Genomic DNA, 17928 nt, shown 5'->3' on the forward strand with positions numbered 1-17928 from the left:
GTGGCGCTGACCGCGGCCTGCCCTCAACATAGGAATCAGGAGCCGACGCCGGTTTCGACAAGACGATACGGCGATCATGCGGCTTGCGGTGGAGGAATCGGCGTGGACAGCAGAATGAATGCCTGGACCTGGGGCCTGCTGGTCCTGCTCGGCCTGATCTGGGGCGGCTCCTTCTTCTTTGCCCGCATCGCCGTCCAGCACGTGCCGCCGCTGACGCTGGTCTTTTTTAGGCTGCTGCTCGCAGCGCTGGCGCTGCATATCTATATCGCCGGCCGTTTCGACTTCTATTCGATCCTCTGGCGCCGCTGGCGCGAATTCCTCATCCTCGGCCTGATCAACAATGCCCTGCCGCATGCGCTGATTTTCTTCGGCCAAACCCGCATCGGCGCCGGCCTCGCGGCGATCCTGAATGCGACGACGCCGATATGGACCGTGCTCATCGCCAATTATTTCACCTCCGACGAGAAGCTGTCCGCGGCAAAGATCGGCGGCTGCCTTGTTGGCCTCGCCGGAACGATCGTGCTGATCGGACCTGGCATCTCGGCCGGTGGCGAGGCGCCGCTCTGGGCGCTGCTTCTGCCGGTGCTTGCCGCCATCTCTTATGGTTTCGCCGCCACCTACGGCAAACGCTTCAGGAATGTTCCCGCCCCGGTCACCGCTGCCGGCCAGTTGACCGCCTCCTCGCTGATTGCGCTGCCGCTGTCGCTGCTGTCAGATCGCCCCTGGACGCTTGCCGCACCGTCGCTCGATGTCCTGCTTGCCATTCTGGCGCTGGCGCTGCTGTCGACCGCCTTCGGCTACATCCTCTATTTCCGCATCATGGCGGCCGCCGGCGCCACTAACGCCTCCCTCGTCACCCTGCTGGTGCCGCCGAGCGCCATCCTTCTCGGCGCGCTTTTCCTCGGCGAATTTATCGGTATGGCGCTGATCGGGTTCGGCCTCGTCATTCTTGACGGCCGCATCTATCGCCTGTTGAGCCGCACCACCTGAAAGCCGGTTGCGGATTCCCTATAATTTCAACCGGTTGCGGGCTCGCCATGTTTTGGGCGCATAGGTAAATGCACAGTCGCCGAATTTAACGGCATGTTAAAATCTGTGAACAAAAATTTATGGAATATAATCGTTTTATTTCAAAAACTTGCCGAAATGCCACTTGACTTATCCACCGCACTCTTCTGCAGCGCAGCATAGAATCTTCTTCCCAACCGACATATTTCAGACATATTATCGGCCGGTTAACGCGAGGAGACAGACATGGGACTCACGCAATCCTTGAATGTTCTGTTGGTCAGTGCAGCGTTTGCTTTCGTCTTGTCCATGCTCTTCATCTGAGCCGGCCAACACGAAGACGGAATGACTGGTAGTACCTGAACTCCCCTGATCAATCCGCCAATGAAAAAGCGCATGTCCCCGCCCGACATGCGCTTTTCCCTTTTAAGGTGGAAAGATCAGGCGGCCGCGCCCGCGCTCTTTGGCGCCCGGCGGGAGAGACCGAGATTGTCGAGCACGGCGGAAACCAGCGGCGCGCGGTTCATCGTATAGAGATGGAACTCGTTCAGGCCGCGCCGGACGAGATCCTCGATCTGCTCGGCGGCGACATCGGCTGCGACCTTCGCCCGCTCCTCGGGCTTGTCGTCGAAGCCGGCGAAGCGCTCATCCAGGAAGGCCGGAATGATGGTGCCGCAGGCGCCTGCGAAACGCTTCAGCTGCGTCAGATTCTGGATCGGCATGATGCCGGGCACGATCGGGATCGAGATACCGGCAGCGCGCACCCGCTCCAGATAACGCTCGAAATTGTCGTTGTCGAAGAAGAACTGCGTCAACGCCCGGTCGGCGCCATTGTCGGCCTTGCGCTTCAGCATCTCGATATCGGCAGCCGTGTCACGGCTTTCCGGGTGTTTTTCCGGATAGGCGGAAACCGAAATCTCGAAATCGCCGATCTCCTTGAGGCCGGCCACCAACTCCGCCGCATTGGCATAGCCGCCGGGATGCGGCTGGTAGGGCGCGCCGGCGCCGCCGGGCGCATCGCCGCGCAGCGCCACGAAATGCGTCACGCCGACCTTACGGAAGGTCTCGATCATCTGATGCGTCTCGTCCTTAGTCGCCCCGACGCAGGTCAGGTGCGAGGCGGTGGCAAGCGGCGTCTGCGACAGGAACCGTGTTACGGCGGTGAGCGTCGGCGCCTTGGTGGTGCCGCCAGCGCCGTAGGTCACCGACACGAAATCCGGAGCCCAGTCCTGCAGCTTGCTGACGGTATCCCAGAGCTGCCCTTCCATCTCCTCCGATTTCGGCGGGAAGAATTCGAAGGAAATCCCGATGTTGCGGCCGCGTACCTCGTTATTCAAAGCCATGTCATACTCTCCCGGCAAATGTAGGTTCGGCGCCTTCGCTCGTCTGCGAAGCCATGAGGCGCCTGGGATCGCGCGCGAGCCAGACGGTGACCGTCAACCCCTGCCCGCTTTGCTGACCCGGATGAAGATCGACCACCTGCTCGACGTCGAGCCCGGCCCTGTGCAGCCAGTCGGATATCGCCTGGTGCGAAAAACCGAGACGGACATGCGCATGCTCGTCGCGGAGATATTCGAGCGTGTGCGGCGCAAGGTCGATGACCACGAGCCGGCCGCCCGGCCGCAGCATGCGCGCCGCTTCCGCGATGGCGATCTCCGGCTGGTCGAAGAAATGCAGCACCTGATGGATCGTCACCAGGTCGAAATCCTGGCCCTCGAACGGCAGGTTCAGGATATCGGCATGGCGCACGGTGGCCTTGGTGATGCGGGATTTGTCGAGATTGGCGCGCGCCACGCTCAGCATGTCGCGGCTGGCATCGACACCGATCGCCCGGCGGTAGAGCCCGGAAAGCAGTTCGAGGATGCGGCCGGTGCCGGTGCCGAGATCGAGCAGCGAATCGATCGGCTGGCTGCCGAGCAGCCGGATGACGGCGGCATCGACTTCCTCGTCGGCCGCATGCAGGCGGCGAAGCTCGTCCCATTCCGCCGCGTTGCGGCTGAAATAGGCCTGTGCCCGCTCGGCCCGCTGGCGCTTGACCGCCGACAGCCGCTCGCCGTCGCGAAGAATGGTCGGATCGTTCTCGGAGACATGCTTCAGCAATGCCCGCACCAGCATGGCCGCCTTGCCGTCCTGCTTGAGGCGGAAATAGGCCCAGGCGCCCTCCTGATAGCGTTCGATCAGCTCGGCCTCGCCAAGCAGCTTCAGATGTCGGGAGATGCGGGGCTGGGATTGGCCGAGAATTTCGGTAAGATCGGTCACCGTCAGGTCGCCGCCGTCGAGAAGCGCCAGAAGACGCAGGCGCGTGGGCTCGCCGGCCGCCTTCAAGACGTCCACCAGCGCATCCAGTCCAAGCTTCAAGGGTTCGCTCATCTTCGGTCCAATCAAGATATAAAGATATCTTTATGTGATTTGGATTGCGGTGACAAGCAGCAATTCGCACTTCAGCGAAATTGCCTGCTCAAATTGCGACAGCGCAGACATGAAAAAGCCCCGGGCGAACCGGGGCTTTCAACACGACAGAAGATGCGATCAGCGCGTCAGGCGTTTATGCGCCTGGCTGCCTGGGTTGAGGGCATCAGGGCCAAGGCGGCGGATCTTGTCCTGTTCATAATCCTCGAAGTTGCCTTCGAACCATTCCACATGGCCCTCACCTTCGAAAGCCAGAATGTGCGTCGCCAGACGGTCGAGGAACATGCGATCGTGGCTGATGATGATGGCGCAGCCGGCAAACGCTTCCAGCGCGCTTTCGAGCGCACCCAGCGTTTCCGTATCGAGGTCGTTGGTCGGTTCGTCGAGCAGCAGAACGTTGCCGCCGGCCTTCAGCATCTTGGCAAGGTGAACGCGGTTGCGCTGGCCGCCCGAGAGATTGCCGACCTTCTGCTGCTGATCGCCGCCCTTGAAGTTGAAGGCGCCGCAATAGGCCCTGGAGTTCATATCGAACTTGCCGAGCTTGATGACCTCAGCGCCGCCTGAGATTTCCTCCCAAACGGTCTTGCTGCCGTCAAGTGCGTCGCGGCTCTGGTCGACATAACCGAGATGGACCGTCTCACCGATGCGGACGGATCCCGCGTCCGGTTTTTCCTGGCCGGTGATCATCTTGAACAGCGTCGTCTTGCCGGCGCCGTTCGGGCCGATGATGCCGACGATGCCGCCCGGCGGCAGCTTGATCGACAGGTCGTTGATCAGCGTGCGGCCCTCGAAGCCCTTGGTGATGCCCTCCATCTCGATGACCACCTGTCCCAGGCGCTCGCTGACCGGGATGATGATCTGCGCGTCGCCGGGACGCTGCTTTTCGGCGGCCTCCACCAGCTGCTCGTAGGACTTGATACGCGCCTTGGATTTTGCCTGACGGGCCTTCGGGCTGGAAGCGATCCATTCCTGTTCGCGGCTGATCGCCTTTTGACGGCCTGCCTCTTCCCGGTTTTCCTGCTGCATGCGCTTGGCCTTGGCGAGCAGGTAAGCCGAGTAGTTGCCTTCATAGGGAATGCCACGGCCGCGGTCGAGTTCGAGGATCCATCCGGTGACGTTGTCGAGGAAGTAGCGATCGTGGGTGATCATCATCACGGCGCCCGGATAGTCGCGCAGATGCTTTTCGAGCCAGGCAATCGTCTCGGCGTCCAGGTGGTTGGTCGGTTCGTCGAGCAGCAGCAGGTCCGGCTGCGACAGTAGCAGGCGGCAGAGCGCGATCCGGCGGCGCTCACCACCGGACAGGCTGGTGACATCGGCGTCGCGCGGCGGGCAGCGCAAGGCTTCCATCGCCATCTCGACCTGGCTTTCCAGATCCCAGAGGTTCTGGCTGTCGATGATGTCCTGGAGCTTCGCGCCCTCTTCCGCCGTCTCGTCGGAATAGTTCATCATCAGTTCATTGTAGCGCTCGAGCACGGCCGTCTTCGAGGCAACGCCTTCCATGACGTTCTCGAACACCGTCTTGCTGGGATCGAGGTGCGGCTCCTGCTCGAGGTAGCCGACCGTCGCTCCTTCGGCGAGCCAGGCTTCGCCGGTATATTCCTTGTCTTGTCCGGCAATGATGCGCAGCACGGTGGATTTACCGGCGCCATTCGGTCCGAGGATACCGATCTTGGCATCGGGGTAGAAGGAGAGGTGGATATTCTCCAGGATCTTCTTGTTGCCATAGGCCTTGTTGAGGCCGGACATATGATAGATGAACTGACGTGCCATGCTGCGCTGCTCCGGGCGGGAAACTTCGATCGTGCCGCTATGTAGGCGAAACAGCGCCTGCGGGCAACGCCGAAACCCGGTTTACTCAGGATTTCCGGTCAAAAGCCCGCAGCGTCGACGACGCCCTCGTCGCAGCCGAAGGAGGTTTTCCCCGCTCCCTGGATCAGATCGGCAAGGCCAGCACTTTTCGCCGACGCCGCTCCGGCGGCCTCCGAAAGCCCGATCGTCAACCCGCTGACCATTTTGACATTGCCGGCCCGCCGGCAGCTCATCTTGACGCGGTCACCGGCACCCGGCCCGAAGCTCTTGTCGAAAGCCGCCTTGATCGCCTCGGCTTTAACCGGCTTGCCGATATTGGCGGCGAAGAGATCGCGCACGGCCGAGGTGTTGAGTGCGCCGAGGAGATGCACGCCGACGCCGAAATAGTCCTCGGCGCTCATTTTCGCGCAGGTGCCGTGCTTTGTCCATTCATGCCGTTCCAGGCCGGATTGCGTGCCGGGCATGGCTTTTGCGAGCGCCGCCTTCGTCTCGGCCGAAAGCGTGACCTCCGGCAATGTGGTCCAGTTGCCGTCCTTGTCGGCGGCCTTCTGCTCGGCACTCACGCCGCAATAATCCTGCCGCATCGGCCAGAGCCCGTGCAGCGAAAAATTCGTCGCATCGGGGCGCTCGCCGGTCTGGCTGGCGCATTCGACCTTCTTCTGGTTCGTCTGGCAAAAGGCGGGCTGCCAGCTTGCCGCAAGAATAAAACGGGTGCGCCCGCCGGTCTCCTGTGCCACGGCGGCGCCGGCAAGAACCATCGATACGGCGAACGTCAAGGTACGCAACTGCATGCTGCTCATTTCAACCCCCAAAAAAGAACAATACAGGAACAAATAAGCACGAAGATCGCAAGCCCGCAACCCTGAATCGCAACAGCAATGCAATTTGTTATCGGATAACCCCGGAACCGATGTTGCTTTTGGGCGGTGATCTGGTCTGTTGCGGCAAGGAGGACCGACATGTTTTCTGAAACGCAGAGGCTCGCCGTGCCCGGGGCGTCGCTCGCCTATCACCATGCCGAAGCCACAGGCGCGGCCCGCGGCATCCTGTTGATATCGCACGGTCTTGCCGAACATTCGAAACGCTATCGCGCCTTTGCCGAGACGATGGCGGCGCGCGGCTATCACGTCTATGCCCATGATCACCGCGGGCACGGCGAAACCACCGCAGCCGACGCGCCGATCGGCCGCTTCGCCCAACGAGGTGGCGTCGAAAAGGTGATCGGTGACGTCCTTGCCATGCGCGGCCATGCCGCCACCCGCCATCCCGGCCTGCCGGTGATCCTCTTCGGCCATTCGATGGGCGGCCTGATCGCCCTCAATGCATCCGTCACGGCGCCGGCCGATTTCGATGCCGTCGCCGTCTGGAATTCGAATTTCGCCGTCGGCCTTGCCGGCCGCGCCGCCCAGGCAATCCTGCTTGCCGAGCGCATGCTGAAGGGCTCCGACGTGCCGAGCGGCCTGTTGCCGAAGCTCACCTTCGGCGCCTGGGGAAATGCGATCCCGGGCCGCCGCACCGAGTTCGACTGGTTGTCGCGCCTACCCGGTGAAGTCGATAAATATATCGCCGATCCGCTCTGCGGCTTCGATGCCTCGGTCTCGCTCTGGCTCGATCTCTTCGAACTGACGTTTCGCGCGCCGCAGAAATCCCATCTCGACCGAGTGCCCCGTGATATGCCGATCCATCTGGTCGGCGGCGGAGAGGATCCCGCCACAGAGCGTGGAAAAGCTATCCGCTGGCTGTCAAACCATTTGAAAGCCCAAGGCTTCTCTCGTATCAGCACTCAGATATATCAGGACATGCGGCACGAAACGCTGAATGAGATCGGCGCGGATGCGGCGACCGCGGCCTTTGCGGACTGGTGCGACGGGGCCGCCGCAAGAGCCTGAGCCATAGGGATTCCATCATGAGCAGCTCCTCCTCCCGTACAGTTTCGTCCCCCTCCGAAGTGACGACAGGGCTTGCGCTGATGTTTCTATCGGTGATGGTCTCGCCGCTCATCGATATCTTCTCCAAGCTTGCCGTCGTCACCATTCCATCCGCCGAGGTCACTGCCGCCCGCTTCGCCATCCAGGCGCTCTGCATGCTGCCGATCGTGCTGTGGCGGCGCAGCTTTACCGATTTCTCCTGGAGCCAGAGCCTGTTCCATGCCATCCGCGGCGCGATCATCACCGTCTCGATGATCTCCTTCGTTACCACCCTAAAATACATGGCGGTCGCCGACGCGATTGCGATCTTCTTCGTCGAGCCGATCATCGTGACGATCTTCGGCGGCATCTTCCTGAAGGAAACGATCGGCTGGCGGCGCTATACCGCCTGCGGCGTCGGCTTCTTCGGGGCGATGCTGATCATCCAGCCGAGTTTTGAGGAGGTCGGCTATGTCGCGCTTCTGCCCGTCCTCAGCGCGCTCTGCATCGCAATCTTCGTGCTGATGACCCGCGTCCTCTCGCACAGGGAAGACCCCTGGGCGATGCAGTTCCAGATGGGCATCTGGGGCCTGCTCTTTTGCGCCATCCTGCTCTATTTCGGCGAGGGAACCGGTTCCGACCTCCTCGATCCCGTCATGCCGCAGGGCAATGTCTGGTTCTACCTCGCCGGCGTCGGCGCCACGGCCGCAATCGCTGGTATCTTCGGGGTTTATGCCTATCGCGCCGCACCGGCCTCGACGCTGGCGCCGCTGCAATATTTCGAGATCGTATCGGCGACAATCTTCGCCTGGCTGGTCTTCGGCGACTTTCCGAATGCGGTCAAATGGCTCGGCATCATGATCATCATGGCGTCGGGCTTCTACATCCTCTGGCGCGAGCGCCGCTTTGCATCCAGACCCGTATCCGATACATCTGAGGCGACGCTGGCGCCGTAACCGCCTTCCGGAGGAATATGACGGAAACCGTGACGAAAAAGCCGCCGCTTGCCCGCATTCGAGTGATCGAGCTTGCCCGCGTGCTGGCCGGCCCCTGGGCAGGACAGATGCTTGCCGATCTCGGCGCCGACGTCATCAAGGTCGAAAATCCCGATGGCGGCGACGATACCCGCCAATGGGGGCCGCCCTTCGTCGAAGGCGCCGATGGCGAAAATCTCTCGGCCGCCTATTATCACGCCGCCAATCGCGGCAAACGCTCCATCACCGCCGACCTAAAGAGCGAGGAAGGCCAGGATCTCGTCCGCCGGCTCGTCGCCACCGCCGATGTGGTGATCGAGAACTTCAAGCTCGGCGGCCTCGTCAAATATGGACTCGATTACGACAGCCTGCGGAAGGTGAACCCGAAGCTCGTCTATTGCTCGATCACCGGCTTCGGCCAGACCGGCCCTTATGCCGGCCTCGCCGGCTACGACTATATCGTCCAGGGCATATCCGGCTTCATGTCGATCACCGGCGAGCCTGACGGCCAGCCGATGAAGGCGGGCGTCGCGATCGCCGATATCTTCACCGGCATTTATGCCGTCTCGGCAATCGAGGCAGCCCTGATCCACGCGCTGAAAACAGGCGAAGGCCAGCTCATCGATATGGCCCTGCTCGACGTGCAGTCGGCAGTCCTCGCCAATCAGAACATGAACTACCTGGTCTCCGGCTCAGCACCGACCCGCCTCGGCAATGCCCATCCCAATATCTCGCCCTATGAGGTCGTGCCGGCGGCTGACGGTTACCTCATCCTCGCGGTCGGAAACGACGGCCAGTTCCGCCGCCTCTGCGCCATCCTCGGCCTGGTGGCGATGTCAGGCGACGAACGCTTTTCCACCAACAGGGCCCGCGTCGCCAATCGCGGCGAGGTGCGCCGCCTCATCTCTACCGAGACGCTGAAATGGCAGAAGGCGGATCTTCTGAAGGCCTGCGAGGAGAATGCGGTCCCATCAGGCGCGATCAACACGATCGAGGAAATGTTCGCCGATCCGCAGGTGCAGGCCCGCGGCCTGCGCATCGACCTTGCGGATGCCGCAGGCACGATGATCCCGGGTGTCAGGACGCCGGTCGTCATGTCCGAGACGCCATTGCGTTACACCAGACCGAGCCCGCGCCTCGGCGAACACAGGGATGAAATTCTGGCGGAACTCGCCGAGTACGAGAGGAAGGCATCGTCATGAAGAAGAGCGGCGGGGAACTGATCGTCGAGGCGTTGAAGGCAAACGGCGTCAAACGCCTCTCCTGCGTGCCCGGCGAGAGCTTCCTTGCCGTCCTCGACGCGCTGCGCGATAGCGATATCGACGTCCTCGTCTGCCGTCAGGAAGGCGGAGCGGCGATGATGGCGGATTGCTGGGGCAGGCTGACGGGCGAACCCGGCATCTGCATGGTCACCCGCGGCCCCGGCGCCACCAATGCCTCCGCCGGCCTGCATATATCAAAGCAGGATTCGATCCCGATGATCCTGTTCATCGGCCAGGTGCAGCGCGAAGCACGCGAGCGTGAGGCCTTCCAGGAGGTCGAATTCCGCCGCGCCTTCACCGAATTCGCCAAATGGGTGGGCGAGATCGACGATGCCGCCCGCATTCCCGAGTTCGTCACCCGCGCCTTTGCGATCGCAACCTCCGGCCGCCCCGGCCCTGTGGTGCTGACGCTGCCGGAAGACATGCTGCGCGACGAAGTCGAGGCGCCCCGCGCCAAGCGCTATGTCGGCGTCGAAGCCCACCCCGGCCGCAGCCAGATCGACGATTTCTACCTGCGCCTGCTCAAAGCCGAGCGGCCGATGGTGATCCTCGGCGGCACGCGCTGGGATGCCGATGCCGTCGCCGATTTTGCAATTTTCGCCGAACGTTTCAAATTGCCGGTCGGCTGCTCGTTCCGCCGGCAGATGCTGTTCGACCATCTGCATCCCTGTTATGCCGGCGATGTCGGCATCGGCATCAATCCGGCGCTGGCAAAGGAGATCAGGGAGAGCGACCTGCTGATCCTGCTCGGCAGCCGCATGTCGGAAATGCCCTCCTCGTCCTACACACTGATCGATATCCCCTACCCCCAGCAATCGCTGGTCCACGTCTATCCCGATGCGTCCGAACTCGGCCGTATCTACCGTCCGGATCTTGCGATCTGCGCCGCAGCTGTCGATTTCGTTGAAGCGCTCGCCGATCTGGAAGCGCCGGCCGAGCCGCACTGGGCGGAGCGCACGGAGCGCATGCACCAGGCCTATCTTGCCTGGTCGAAGCCGCCTTCGACAGGTCCGGGCGCCGTCCATATGGGGCCGATCATGGAGTGGCTGGAGGCCAATACCGGGCCAGAGACGATCTTCACCAACGGCGCCGGCAACTATGCCACCTGGGTGCACCGCTTCCATCGTTTCCGCCGCTTCAACACGCAAGCCGCCCCCACCTCTGGCTCGATGGGTTACGGGCTGCCCGCCGCCGTCGCCGCCAAGCGGCTCTTTCCCGAGCGCGAGGTCATCTGCTTTGCCGGCGACGGCTGTTTCCTGATGCATGGCCAGGAATTCGCCACCGCCATCCGCTATGGCCTGCCGATCATCGCGGTGGTCGTCAACAACGGCATTTACGGCACCATCCGCATGCATCAGGAGCGCGAATATCCCGGCCGCGTCAGCAGCACCGATCTGACCAACCCCGATTTCGCAGCCCTTGCCCGCGCCTATGGCGGCCATGGCGAGACGGTGGAAAGGACGGAAGAATTCGCCGCGGCCTTCGAGCGGGCGCGCGCCAGCGGCAAACCCGCGATCATCGAAGTGAAGCTCGATCCGGAAGCGATCACGCCGACACGCACGCTGTCCGAAATCGCGCAAGCAAAAAGCCGGTGAGTTCGTGAACTGAACTCACCGGCTTCAACCAGTTTAAAAATGAATGGTTTTTAGTCGATCGCAGCCGTGACGATGAACTCGACCTTGTATTTCGGCGCAGCGAGCTTGGCTTCGCTGGTGGCGCGGGCCGGCGGATTGGCCGGATCGATCCAGCCTTCCCAGACGGCGTTCATCTCGGCGAAATCGGCGATGTCGGAGAGGTAGATGATCGTCTGCAGGATCTTCGACTTGCTGCTGCCTGATGCAGCCAGCAGGCGGTCGACTTCGGCAAGCGAGGACTTGCACTGATCGGTGACGCTTTCGCCCTCGCCGACCTGGCCTGCGAGATAGACCGTGTTGCCGTGAATGACGGCGCCGCTCATGCGCGCGCCGATGTCGATACGCTTAATGCTCATTCTAGTCTCCTGAGTGAATGGAAGGTGATGGCGCTGCAGCGCAGCGCCGGAAATCGGCAGCCGGAACGGGACCTAGCTGCGGATATGGTGGGTCTTCTGGTAGATCGCCGTCGAGCGGGCGCCGGAGCGGCAATAGCCGAGCATCGGCCGCGGGAATTCGTCGAGCGCATCGACCATGCCCTGCACCGCTTCCTCGGTCACGCCCATCGGTCCGACAGGCACATGGGCGATCTCGAGACCGAGCTCCTTGGCGCGCGCCTCGATGACGGAGAACGATGTCTGATCAGGGCTCTCATGATCGGGGCGGTGGCAGACGATCGATTTGAACCCGAGCGCCTTGATCTCGTCGAGCTCCTCCAGCGTGATCTGGCCCGAAACCGAATATTCATCGTCGATCTGGCGAATATCCATCGTCTTGTCTCCTCAAAAATCGTGGGCTGAAGGTCTACGACGGAGGTCTGCCAGCGTCAACAACACTTCGCTCACAGGAAGGTAAAGCTCATCGCATAGCTGCGGCTCTTGCCGGGCGCCAGCAGGTTGAACTCGCCGGCTGCCTGAAGCTCATCGCGCAATACCCAGCGATGCGAAACCGGCTCGATGCCGATGATATGGGCCGGCGCCTTCTGGTTTCGCCACACCTGCAGATAAGGCAGCGTGTCGGCGCGGAAGCGCACGCTGAGCGTCCTGCCGCCGATCGCGGCGAGAGGCCCGAGGCGGATTTCCGCGAAGCCCTCCTCCCTTGCCGGGGCCGGCACGCAGAAGATGCCGCCGGGCTCCTCGCCGAATGTCCAGGGGAAACCGCCGTTCTCCAGCATCCGGCCTTCGAGCCGCGTGCCCTCGTCCAGCCATTTGCCGCCGGTGTTGATGTGATACATCAGGAAAGTCGGCACCGTCTGGTCGCTGGTATTGACCACCCGGTCATCGAGCCGCACTTCGCCGGTCGCCCCGTCGATGCGCCACAGCCGCTCGATGCGCTGCGGCAGTCCCTCGACGGTGGTGATGTCGATATCGGCACGGCATTCGGCATTGCCGTTCTCGAATTTCGTCCACAGCACCTTTGCCGCATGGCGGAGGCCGATCCGTGCAGCGGGTAGACCTTGCCGTCGGCCCGGCCGGCGATCGGCTGGCGATGGCGGATATGGTCCGGCCCGCAAGTGAAGAGGAAGCCTTCGAGCGAATGATCGATTCGCGGATCGCCGTCGTCGGGAATGGCACGCTTCGGCGCAATATCGATGCCTTCGATGATGCATCCGCCGATATCCAGCACCGATGTTTCATCGAGCATCAGGCGCGGCCCGCTTGCGGCGGCAAATTCGATCATCGCGGTCTCCTCAAGAGATTATAGCCGTCGTAGCGTTAGGTTTCGCACCGTCTTTCGTCAATTAGCACCGCCGCCATCTGGTGTTTTTGCCGCAAGTGGAGTTTGCGGAACCGACACAGAGACGCAAACGTTTATGAGTAAAAGGAAATCTTAGTGATTTTCATATTTTGTTCAGCACGCTTTCATAAATTCCACACTAGCGTCAAAATTCGCAGGTGTGTGTCTGCCAGTCACTGTTCGAGGTTTTCAGACGTGAATCGCTTTTTGAAGTCGGCATTTTCGCTTGCGGCCGTGCTGGCGGCCATTGCGGCTGCAGCGCCGGAGGCGGGCGCACAGCAGTTCCGCGACCGCCGCCAGAGCGATGTCGTGCTGGTGACGCCGAGCGGCGAAATCCTCGATTATGTCCCGCGCGGCTATATTTACGCCCGCGACCGCAGCGGCAACCGCGTGCTGGTCGACGACTACGGCAACGTCGTCGCCACCGAGATGCGCGCCCGCGGCTACTATCCGCCGCGGCCCGGCCCGCGCGATGTCTATGCCGACCAGAACGGCAACGATCCCTATTATGCCGACGACAATACCTATGGCGACACGCGTTACTCCGAGCGCGGTGCGGTCACCGGCGGCATTCCGCGCGATGCGGCGATCGAACGCCAGCCGCTCGGCGACCAGCCCTATCCCGAGGATAACAGCATCGGCAATCCGCAGCCGAACGACGACTACGCCTCGATCGAGCCCGACCAGCAGATCCCGCCTGCCGACGCGCCGAAGGCAGCACCCGATGAACCCGTCATCACGCTGAAGAACAAGTCGAAGCCCGAGATCGTCGCACTGCAGGTCTTCCTTGATCGCGCCGGCATCTCTCCCGGCGTCATCGACGGCCATATGGGCTCGAACGTCACCAAGGGCATCTATGCCTATGACCAGATGACTGGGTCGAAGCTCGATCCCAACGACACCGATGCCATTCTGGAAGAGCTGCGCATGAACGGCGGCCTGCCCGTCGTCAGCTACACGATCACGCCGGCCGATGCCGCCGGTCCCTTCGTCGCCCAGATCCCGGAAGATTATTCGCAGAAGGCGCTGCTGCCCTCGCTAGCCTATACCTCGACCACCGAAATGCTGGCCGAACGCTTCCACATGGATGAGGCTTTCCTCAAGGAGATGAACCCCGGCGCCGATTTCAGCGTTCCCGGCACCGTCATCAAGGTCGTCAATCCCGGCGAGCCGAAAAGCGGTGAAGTCGCCCGCATCATCGCCGACAAGGGCCGCAAGCAGGTCTTCGCCTATGACGGCGCCGGCAATCTCCTCGCCGCCTATCCGGCATCGATCGGCTCCACCGACACCCCCTCTCCGTCGGGCTTGGTGAATGTCGAGCGTGTCGCCCTCAATCCCGGTTACACCTATAACCCGAAGATCAATTTCCAGCAGGGTGCCAACGACAAGATCCTCAACATCCCGCCCGGACCGAACGGCCCCGTCGGCACCGTCTGGATGGCGCTTTCGAAGCCTACCTACGGCATCCATGGCACGCCCGAGCCTTCTAAGATCGGCCGCACCCAGAGCCACGGCTGCATCCGCCTGACCAACTGGGATGCGACCGAGCTGGCCAAGATGGTTAAGCCGGGCGTGACGGTCGAATTCGTCGACTGACCGCAGTAACGCGTCGTCAGGCGGATTGCCCCTGACACAGCCAAGCCACGTCCGCTTTTTGACACAACAATCTAGCGGCGGCCGCAGCGGCAGTTCAAATTTGCTCTCCCTTTTTCAAAGTTTGGAACCTGAAAGCGCGCAAAAAGCTATCAAATCTGTAGATTTCATCTCCTGACATTTAGGAGGTCGTATGAAATCGTTTGTTCGCTTGGCTTTGAGCGTGTTCGCGGGTTTGGTTGCAATGGGCACGGCACAGGCTGCCGATGTCTCGGAAATTCGCGTGGACTGGGCAACCTATAACCCGGTCAGCCTCATTCTGAAGGATGAAGGCATCCTGGAAAAGGAATTCGAAAAGGACGGGATCAAGATAACCTGGGTCCAGTCCGCAGGCTCCAACAAAGCCCTGGAATTCCTGAATGCCGGCTCCCTCGACTTCGGCTCGACCGCGGGTGCGGCGGCATTGATCGGCCGCGTCAACGGCAATCCAATCAAATCCATCTACGTGTATTCGCGTCCGGAATGGACCGCGCTCGTAACCCGCAAGGATACCGGCATTGCCAAGGTCGAGGACCTCAAGGGCAAGTCCATCGCCGTGACGCGCGGCACCGATCCCCACATTTTCCTGGTACGCGCGCTTGCCGATGCCGGCCTCACCGAAAAAGATGTTTCGCTTGTTCTGCTCCAGCATGCGGACGGCCGCCTTGCGCTGAAGCGCGGTGACGTCGATGCTTGGGCGGGCCTCGATCCGATCATGGCCTCCGCCGAGATCGAAGATGGCGATGTTCTGTTTTATCGCAAGCCGGAGAACAACAGCTGGGGCGTTCTCAACGTGCGCGAGGAGTTTGCCGCCGCGCATCCTGACATCGTCAAACGCGTGCTTGCCTCCTACGAGAAGGCCCGCACTGAGGCTCTGAAAGATCCGGCCAAGCTCAAAGCCGCCCTCGTTGCCGCCACCAAACTGCCCGATACCGTGATTGAGCGCCAGCTGGAGCGCACGAACCTCGGCTATTCCGTGATCGGCGACGCCCAGCGCCAGACGATCGAAGCCGCAGGCCTTGCTCTGCAAAAGGCGGATGTCATCAAGGCGGATGTCGATGTCAAAACAGTTGTCTCCGCGCTGATCGATCCAAGCTTCGCCTCCGCCGCCCTCGGCCAATGAAGCGATAGGAAACACATTCCCATGTCGTTGGTCGACATCGCGCTGTCATGGCGCAATACCGAAACAGAAAGGGAGACCCGGCAGCGCCGGGTCTCGCCTTTCGATCACCCGATCGTCGGGATCGTGTTTCCAATCGCATTGTTTGCCGCCTGGGAGATCCTCGTGCGCACGGGGCTTGTCGGCGGCCGCTTGATGCCTCCGCCCTCGAAGATTCTCTATACGGTCTATGCGCTGGCCGCATCCGGCGATCTGGCTACCCATGTCGGTGCGACACTGCGCAGAGTGGCGATCGGTTTTGCCTTCGGCTCCCTGGCGGGAACCGCGCTCGGGGCGCTGACCGGCTCTTCCAAATTGCTCGCACGCCTGCTCGATCCGACCCTGCAGGCCCTCAGAGCCATTCCGTCTATTGCCTGGGTGCCGCTATTCATCCTGTGGTTCGGCATTTTCGAAGCCTCCAAAGTCGCCTTGATCGGCGTCGGCGTCTTCTTTCCCGTCTATCTCGGGGTCTATGGCGCCGTCGTCGGCGTCGACAGGCGCATCGTCGAGGTCGGCCGCGTCTTCCGGCTTTCCGGGTTCGAGCTCATTCGTCTGATCCTGCTGCCGGCAGTTCTGCCCGACTATATCCTTGCCCTGCGCGCCGGCTTGGGTCTCGGTTGGATGTTTGTCGTCGCGGCGGAATTTATGGGCGCGTCGGAGGGCCTGGGATATCTCCTGGTGGACGGGCAGCAGCTCGGAAAACCGGATCAGATCCTCGCCGCTATCTTGATCTTTGCCATTGTCGGCAAGGCGACCGACAGCCTGCTTCTAATTGCGACCGCGCCGTTTCTGCGCTGGCGCGACAACCATGCGAGCGGGATCTGATGCTCGATATCCGTTCTCTATCCAAGATCTATCCCAACGGAACGCATGCGCTGCAGGATTTTTCCCTGAGCATCGGAAAGGGCGAGCTGATCGCAGTCATTGGAGGATCGGGCTGCGGCAAGAGCACTCTTCTGAGGCTGTTGTCGGGCTTGGAAGCGCCCACCCAGGGCGAAATCAGCCTGGAGGGACGGCGGCTGACGGAGCCGGACGCCCTCGTGAACCTCGTCTTCCAGGAGCCTCGGCTCTTTCCCTGGTTGACGGTCGCCGACAATATCGGTTTCGGCCTGCGTCATCTGGCAAGCGGCGAACGCGAAGAGCAGGTATCGGCGGCCCTGGAGAAGATCGGCCTTGCCGGCTACGAGAAGCGCTGGATCAAGGAACTATCCGGCGGTCAGGCGCAACGCGTGGCCTTGGCGCGCGCTCTCGTGACGAAGCCGGCCGTGCTTTTATTGGACGAGCCCTTCTCGTCCCTCGATGCGATGACGCGTGTCGAACTCCAGGATCATCTGATCGATCTATGGCGTGTGAATACCACGACGATGCTGCTGGTCACGCACGACATCGAAGAGGCCGCGTTTCTGGCAGATCGCGTCGTCGTGATGCGCCCCTGGCCGGGACGCATTCTGGAAGTGGTCGATATAGGCCTGCCGCGGCAACGCAATCGTATGTCGGACGAATTGGCCGGAGTCAAAAGGCGTCTTTCCGGCCTTCTGGCTCATTCCCTCAATGATGGCCGCCGCACGGCAAGCGCCTAAAAACGAAATGCGTCGCGGGCGAACGGGCGCATTCGTCTGAGGATACGGGATATGTCAGGCCGCCGTCGCCATCCGCGCCGATGCGGTCAGCCTGACCGGCAGCTTGCGCATCATTTCCTCGGCAAAACAGGTGGCGTTTTCACGCGCCTTGTCGAGATTGCTGACGCGCGTCGGGTCGATCGTGTGCAGCGTGCCGCCACAGTCGAAGATGTCACGGAAAGCGGAGCGTTCGATAATGGCGGTATCAAGCACCGGCACATGCCGCTCGCTGAGCAGCGACTTGACGACTTGCAGCGCCCGCGTCGTCACCATTGAGTTGACGCGGGTCAGCACCACCGAATGGCCGATCTTGATCCCTGCCTTCTCGTCGAGATACTGCAGCAGTTCGAGCACCTGCGCGCCGCCGCGCGCATCCATCGCACAGCCCTGGATCGGGATCAGCACATGGTCGGAAAGACCGACGGCGGTGGCGAGCAGCGGATTGCGGGCGCCCGGCAGGTCGACGATGAAATAGTCGGTATTGTGCTTGTTCTCGCTGATATGCTGCGGCAGCGAGGCGGTGGTCACGAAATCGATCACCGAAACATTAGGCACGTGACCCGATATCTCGTGCCAGCGTGAAATCCAGTGCTGCGGATCGGCATCGAGAATGGTGACACGATAACCCTTGCGGGCAAGCTCGGTTGCGAGCAGGAGGACAGCGGTCGTCTTGCCGGCGCCGCCCTTGGTATTTGCGAATGTGATAACAGGCATGTTCGGTCCTCGGAAGGAGATGGTGCGAGCCGGAATTGCTCTTTTACGCACCCTCGGAGCATCGTGC

The 17928-nt window shown here is 61.8% G+C and carries 16 protein-coding genes and 1 pseudogene; 9 read left to right on the forward strand and 8 right to left on the reverse strand.

Going from position 1 to position 17928, the window contains the following annotated elements; translation table 11 throughout:
• Window positions 1–102 precede the first annotated feature (102 nt).
• Window positions 103–990, forward strand: coding sequence for a DMT family transporter (locus tag PO860_RS13560; protein ID WP_273884249.1), 888 nt, complete (start codon window positions 103–105; stop codon window positions 988–990).
• Between the two features lie 458 nt (window positions 991–1448).
• Here the strand turns inward: PO860_RS13560 and metF are convergent, their stop codons facing one another.
• The 4 genes from metF to PO860_RS13580 all read right to left on the reverse strand — a co-directional run bounded on the left by metF (window position 1449) and on the right by PO860_RS13580 (window position 6026).
• A complete protein-coding gene (gene metF, locus PO860_RS13565; protein WP_183608167.1) occupies window positions 1449–2351 on the reverse strand; it encodes a methylenetetrahydrofolate reductase [NAD(P)H] in 903 nt (300 codons plus the stop codon).
• A gap of 1 nt (window position 2352) precedes the next feature.
• The gene (locus PO860_RS13570; protein WP_183608166.1) at window positions 2353–3378 is read right to left on the reverse strand and encodes an ArsR/SmtB family transcription factor; all 1026 of its coding nucleotides are present in this window, start codon (window positions 3376–3378) and stop codon (window positions 2353–2355) included.
• A 159-nt stretch (window positions 3379–3537) separates the two neighbouring features.
• The gene (ettA, locus tag PO860_RS13575) at window positions 3538–5187 is read right to left on the reverse strand and encodes an energy-dependent translational throttle protein EttA (RefSeq protein WP_183608165.1); all 1650 of its coding nucleotides are present in this window, start codon (window positions 5185–5187) and stop codon (window positions 3538–3540) included.
• A gap of 98 nt (window positions 5188–5285) precedes the next feature.
• Window positions 5286–6026, reverse strand: coding sequence for a ribonuclease T2 family protein (locus PO860_RS13580; RefSeq protein ID WP_273884250.1), 741 nt, complete (start codon window positions 6024–6026; stop codon window positions 5286–5288).
• Between the two features lie 159 nt (window positions 6027–6185).
• On the opposite strand from PO860_RS13580, the gene PO860_RS13585 reads away from it, so the two are divergent.
• The 4 genes from PO860_RS13585 to PO860_RS13600 are packed head-to-tail and all read left to right on the forward strand — an operon-like array spanning window position 6186 to window position 10964.
• Entirely contained in the window at window positions 6186–7115 is a 930-nt protein-coding gene (locus PO860_RS13585) for an alpha/beta fold hydrolase (RefSeq protein WP_273884251.1), read from the forward strand.
• Window positions 7116–7132: 17 nt separating this feature from the next.
• Window positions 7133–8089: a DMT family transporter gene (locus PO860_RS13590; protein ID WP_183608162.1), complete on the forward strand. Its 957-nt coding sequence runs from the start codon at window positions 7133–7135 to the stop codon at window positions 8087–8089.
• 17 nt (window positions 8090–8106) lie between these two features.
• The gene (caiB, locus tag PO860_RS13595; RefSeq protein ID WP_273884252.1) at window positions 8107–9309 is read left to right on the forward strand and encodes a succinate--glutarate CoA-transferase; all 1203 of its coding nucleotides are present in this window, start codon (window positions 8107–8109) and stop codon (window positions 9307–9309) included.
• Entirely contained in the window at window positions 9306–10964 is a 1659-nt protein-coding gene (locus tag PO860_RS13600) for a thiamine pyrophosphate-binding protein (protein ID WP_273884253.1), read from the forward strand. Before caiB ends, PO860_RS13600 begins: the two co-directional genes overlap by 4 nt.
• A gap of 50 nt (window positions 10965–11014) precedes the next feature.
• Here PO860_RS13600 and PO860_RS13605 read toward each other — a convergent pair whose 3' ends face one another.
• The 3 genes and pseudogenes from PO860_RS13605 to PO860_RS13615 all read right to left on the reverse strand — a co-directional run bounded on the left by PO860_RS13605 (window position 11015) and on the right by PO860_RS13615 (window position 12680).
• A complete protein-coding gene (locus PO860_RS13605) occupies window positions 11015–11359 on the reverse strand; it encodes a RidA family protein (RefSeq protein ID WP_273881130.1) in 345 nt (114 codons plus the stop codon).
• Window positions 11360–11431: 72 nt separating this feature from the next.
• Window positions 11432–11770, reverse strand: coding sequence for a protein tyrosine phosphatase family protein (locus PO860_RS13610; RefSeq protein WP_138330492.1), 339 nt, complete (start codon window positions 11768–11770; stop codon window positions 11432–11434).
• Window positions 11771–11841: 71 nt separating this feature from the next.
• Window positions 11842–12680 (reverse strand): annotated as a pseudogene (locus tag PO860_RS13615) (DUF4432 family protein).
• A gap of 252 nt (window positions 12681–12932) precedes the next feature.
• Here PO860_RS13615 and PO860_RS13620 point away from each other — a divergent pair.
• The 4 genes from PO860_RS13620 (at window position 12933) to PO860_RS13635 (ending at window position 17108) form a co-directional block, all read left to right on the forward strand.
• Window positions 12933–14333, forward strand: a complete 1401-nt coding sequence (locus tag PO860_RS13620; protein ID WP_273884255.1) for a L,D-transpeptidase — start codon at window positions 12933–12935, stop codon at window positions 14331–14333.
• A 190-nt stretch (window positions 14334–14523) separates the two neighbouring features.
• Window positions 14524–15492 carry an aliphatic sulfonate ABC transporter substrate-binding protein gene (locus tag PO860_RS13625; protein WP_183608156.1) on the forward strand — a complete coding sequence of 323 codons (969 nt, stop codon included), beginning with the start codon at window positions 14524–14526 and terminating at the stop codon, window positions 15490–15492.
• 21 nt (window positions 15493–15513) lie between these two features.
• Window positions 15514–16353, forward strand: a complete 840-nt coding sequence (locus PO860_RS13630) for an ABC transporter permease (RefSeq protein WP_273884256.1) — start codon at window positions 15514–15516, stop codon at window positions 16351–16353.
• The gene (locus PO860_RS13635) at window positions 16353–17108 is read left to right on the forward strand and encodes an ABC transporter ATP-binding protein (protein ID WP_273884257.1); all 756 of its coding nucleotides are present in this window, start codon (window positions 16353–16355) and stop codon (window positions 17106–17108) included. The genes PO860_RS13630 and PO860_RS13635 overlap by 1 nt, the downstream gene beginning before the upstream one ends.
• Window positions 17109–17162: 54 nt before the next feature.
• Here the strand turns inward: PO860_RS13635 and PO860_RS13640 are convergent, their stop codons facing one another.
• Window positions 17163–17861 carry a ParA family protein gene (locus PO860_RS13640; RefSeq protein WP_097620860.1) on the reverse strand — a complete coding sequence of 233 codons (699 nt, stop codon included), beginning with the start codon at window positions 17859–17861 and terminating at the stop codon, window positions 17163–17165.
• Window positions 17862–17928: the final 67 nt, after the last annotated feature.

The sequence above is a fragment of the Rhizobium binxianense genome (assembly GCF_028994275.1).
In the GTDB taxonomy this organism is placed as follows: Bacteria; Pseudomonadota; Alphaproteobacteria; order Rhizobiales; family Rhizobiaceae; genus Rhizobium; species Rhizobium binxianense.